The organism is Methylibium sp. (assembly GCF_013817365.1).
Lineage (GTDB): Bacteria > Pseudomonadota > Gammaproteobacteria > Burkholderiales > Burkholderiaceae_C > Methylibium.
The window spans coordinates 1-4,150 of the sequence record NZ_JACDCU010000372.1; the positions used below are offsets into that span (position 1 = coordinate 1).

Annotated in this window: 3 protein-coding genes; all 3 read right to left on the minus strand. The window is 69.9% G+C overall.

Going from position 1 to position 4,150, the window contains the following annotated elements; translation table 11 throughout:
* On the minus strand, positions 1 to 332 hold a 332-nt coding region (locus H0W38_RS17885), incomplete at its 3' end, for a hypothetical protein (RefSeq protein WP_292456597.1).
* A complete protein-coding gene (locus H0W38_RS17890) occupies positions 332 to 3,715 on the minus strand; it encodes a hypothetical protein (RefSeq protein WP_292456598.1) in 3,384 nt (1,127 codons plus the stop codon). The genes H0W38_RS17885 and H0W38_RS17890, both read right to left, overlap by 1 nt.
* Before the next feature lie 9 nt (positions 3,716 to 3,724).
* Positions 3,725 to 3,943 (minus strand): hypothetical protein, encoded by a 219-nt coding sequence (locus H0W38_RS17895; protein ID WP_292456600.1) that lies wholly within the window; start codon positions 3,941 to 3,943, stop codon positions 3,725 to 3,727.
* Positions 3,944 to 4,150 lie beyond the last annotated feature (207 nt).

Sequence of the window (4,150 nt, forward strand, 5' to 3'; positions counted from 1 at the left end):
GCAGCGACATCCTGCCGCTGCTCAACGGTGCCCGTGTCGAGCGCCTTCATCGTCAGCGCGTCGGCGGCGGCGAGCAGCGCGTCCCGCTCGGCGCGCAATTCCGCCAGGCGTTGCCCGCGCGCGAGCGGAAGATCGACTGAGAGCGCATCGGCAGCGTGTCGCCAGCTTTGGCGGAAGCGGCGGCTCGCCGGTGCTTCGTGGGTTCCGACGTAGGTCCAGCCGGCGTAATCGGGCAGGCCAGCAATCCGGGCAGCCTCGGCGTCGGGGTCGACGCCAGCGGCGCACACGACCTGCGAGACGCCGCCATCAGGGCGAACGAAGGTCGGCCGCATCACAGGTCTCCGAAGAATACGGCGCTGGCAACGGTCGGATCCTGCTTGTTGAAGGCTGAATCGTAGACGGCCACGCGGCATGAACCCGTTGCCGGGGCCGCCGCCGTGGAGTTGAACACAAGGGAAATCGAGCTGCCCGCGGCGTTGCCGGACGCGCCTGCCATCGCGTAGTTCGCATTGGCGAATGCCGTGGTGAAGTTGAGCGTATAATCACCGACGCCGTTGTCGGTGATCGACGACATGCCGTACTGATCAGCAATGGCTGGCGTGCCGGTGCCGTTGAACCGGACCCACGCCTTAGCGGCGCTGGGCGAGTATTTCGCTTTGTCTGGCGCGATGTACGCGCCGGCGGTTTCGGCTGCGACCGCGGCCGACGTCGCGGCGCCGGGGCCGGTGAGAATGCGCCAGCGTGACGAGGTCGCATCGTATTGAAGCAGCAGCGAAGCATCGGTACCGAGCGCGATGTCGGAGGTCAGAGCGAAGCGATTGGCCGCTGCGCTCGACGCTGATTCATCCTTCAAGGTGATGGCGAAACTGCCGACGTTGTGCAGCAGGATGATGCGCCCATCGGCGCCTGCCGCGATGCCGGTCAGATCATAGGCAGCCGATGCCGATGCGCGGATCGTTGACGCCGTCGAGAATGACGTCGGTGCCCAATCGTTGGTCGATGCTGCAAGCGCGGTCGGGGTGATGTCGCCCGACAGGAATAGCTCCTGCTGCGCGGTGAGCGTCTGGAATTTCGCGACCGCCTGGGTCGTCCCGCCGATGATGGTGCCGTCGATGGTGCCGCTGGTGATGGCGACGCCGTTCGCGTTCTGCGTCGCCATCGTCCCGAGGCCGAGCGTCGTGCGCTGAGCCGATGCGTCAGCGTCGTCGATCAGCGCACGGCCAGCAGCCGTGAAGGTCGCCAGCGACGCGGTGCCGGAGCCAGTGAAGTAGGGCAGGCGGTCAGCAGCCGACACCAGTCCGGCGATGGCAGCCAACTCCGCGTCGTAGGCTTGGACGTTGGTACCGATGACCAGCCCGAGCGTCGTGCGCTGGGCGCTGGCATCAGCGTCGTCGAGGATCGCGCGCCCGGCGGCGGTGCAGGCGATTTCTTCGATCGCGCCCGCGCCAGCGGTCGAACGACCCAGGAGCCTGTCGGTCGCGGTGACGTTCGCGAGTTTCGAGAAGGCGATGGCTGCGGCTGCGGCAACGTCCGCGTTGACCACCAGGGAAGCCGCCGCGTCCTCCGCTCCAGCGGTGACGTGACGGAAGCCGGTCCCGGTTGGCACCGCGCCACCGCCGCTCTCTGCGACGTCCTCCCAGGCGGCTCCCGTTGAGCGTTGGAGCTTCGCCAGGGTCGTGTCGAAGTAGAGGTACCCGGCGTTCCCCGCTGCCGCTGCGGGCTTCGCTGCGGTCGTGCCGCGCCCGTGAATCGTGGTCCACGGCAGCGCGTCGGTGCCGCCAGGAGCGTGCGATGTCTGGTGCGCGGTCGGCGTACGCGCGTCCGTGAAGCGCGAGTCGTTGCCGGCCGCAGCCTGCGCCGCTCCCGTGCCCAGCGTCCGCATGGATGCGGTGGCCGCGGCGCCGTCCTTGTTTGCGGTCGCGACCTTGGCGTCGGTGACTGCGAGGGCGGCGATCGTCAACGCCAGCGATCCGGCCGCGCTGGTCACGTCGCCCGTGTGAGCGGGCATCACGCCGGTTGGCAGGGTGGTCAGAGCCTCGGGGACGCCGGTGCCGGCGGTGTTGCGACCGATGACCGTCGCAGTCGCGACGTTCGCCATCTTCGCGAGCGTCACCGCGGCGGGCGCGATGGTCAGCGCCAGAGCACCAGCGGAGGAAGTCACGTCGCCCGTGTGCGCGGGCATCACGCCGGTCGGCAGGATCGTCAGATCTTCCGGGTCGCCGGTGCCGGCGGTGTTGCGGCCCTTGACGGTCGCGGTCGCCATGTTGGCGAGCTTGGCGTTGGTCACGGCATCGGCGGCGATCGTCAGCGCGAGCGCGCCGGCCGCGGAGGTCACGTCGCCGGTGTGCGCCGGCATCACGCCGGTCGGCAACGTAGTCAGAGCCTCGGGGACGCCCGTACCCGCGGTGTTGCGACCGATGACGGTGGCAGTCGCGACGTTCGCCATCTTCGCGAGCGTCACCGCGGCGGTGGCAATCGTCGTCGCGACCGCGCCGGCCACGGTGGTCACGTCGCCCGTGTGCGCTGGCATGCGCGCGTCGGGCAGGGTGCCCGCGGTCAGGTCAGCGGCGCTGCCAGACGAGGCCACCGCCACCAGGCCGAGCGTCGCGCGCTGCGTGGCAGCATCGGCGTCGTCGATCAGCGCCCGACCAGCGGCGGTGAAGGTGGTCAGCGTCGCGGTGCCCAGGCCGGTGAAGTAGGGCAGGCGATCGGCGGCTGACACCAGCCCGGCGATAGCCGCCAGCTCGGCGTCGTAGGCTTGGACGTTGGTACCGATGACCAGCCCGAGCGTCGTGCGCTGAGCCGATGCGTCGGCGTCGTCGATCAGCGCGCGCCCAGCCGCCGTGCAGGCGATCTCTTCGACGTCGCCAGCGCCCGCGGTCGAGCGACCGAGCACCTTGTCGGTGGCGCTGACGTTCTGCATCTTCGCGTAGGTGACGGCGTCGGTCGCGATCGTCAGCGCCAGCGATCCGGCCGCGGAGGTCACGTCGCCGGTGTGCGCCGGCATCACGCCCGTCGGCAGGGTGGTCAGAGCTTCCGGGACTCCCGTGCCGGCGGTGTTGCGACCGATGACGGTCGCCGTGGCGATGTTCGCCATCTTCGCCAGGCTGACGGCTGATGCGGCGATCGTCAGCGCGACCGCGCCGGCCGCCGATGTGACGTCGCCGGTGTGCGCTGGCATGCGCGCGTCGGGCACGGTTCCCGATGTCAGCTCGGCCGCGCTATGATTGTGCGCGGTGGGCGTGCGCGCGTCGGTCAGCCGCGTATCGTTGCCGAGAATCGTATTTGCCGCGCCCGTGCCGGTATCGGTGACGGCGGCGGTGCCCAGCCCGAGATTCGTTCGCGCCCCGCTGGCCGTCGTCGCGTCGGTGCCGCCATGCGCGAGGGCGATGACGCCGTTAACGTCGGGATCGTACGTCGCCTTGAGCATGTCGCCCGCGCCGCCGCCGCCGCCGACAGATACCCACACCGCGGCACCGGCCGCGCCGTCAGCGAGCATGAACATTGCGTCGCTGACGCTGTTGGTCCAGATCGTCTGGCCGACGAGGTAGCCATCGCCAGCGTCGTCGAGCACCGTCGGGTTGACCGAGGCCACGACGCTGGTGATCGGCACCCCTGGATTGACGGGCACGTATCGCCCGAGCGCCCCCGAGAAGGTCGGGACGTTGCCCTCTGCCGGCCGTTCAAGCCCTGGGATGCCGAGGAAGGCGCGCACCGCGTGTGCTTAGTAGTCGCCAGCGTCGCAGGAGAAGCCGACCGACTCGGCCACGCTGATCGTCACGCCGAGCGTGTCGGTCGCCGCGATCGCGATGTTGATTTTGGCGAACGCGGCCGCCGCACCGACGGTGCCGGCGGTGGCCGGCGTCGCGGCGGGTAGCACCACTTCGTCGAGCAGGTACCACGTGCCCGCGCCGAGGTTGCGATGCCACAGGCGTGCGACCATCGGGGATGATGCAACCGCCACCGCGCCCAGGTGGCGCACGTTCACGGCCGGGATGACGCTGCCGCGCGGGCCGGCGGTGATGAACGCGGTGATGGTGCCCGAGCCGTCGCGCGCGGTGTTCGCCGTGGCGATCGACGTGCTGATCCGGCGGATCGTGTCCGGACAGATCGGATGGATATTGGCATTCGCCATGGGTCAGGCTCCGAA

Excerpts from the sequence above, each read along its gene's own strand:
- H0W38_RS17895 (WP_292456600.1), bottom strand. The coding sequence starts at position 3,943 with ATGGTCGCACGCCTGTGGCATCGCAACCTCGGCGCGGGCACGTGGTAC.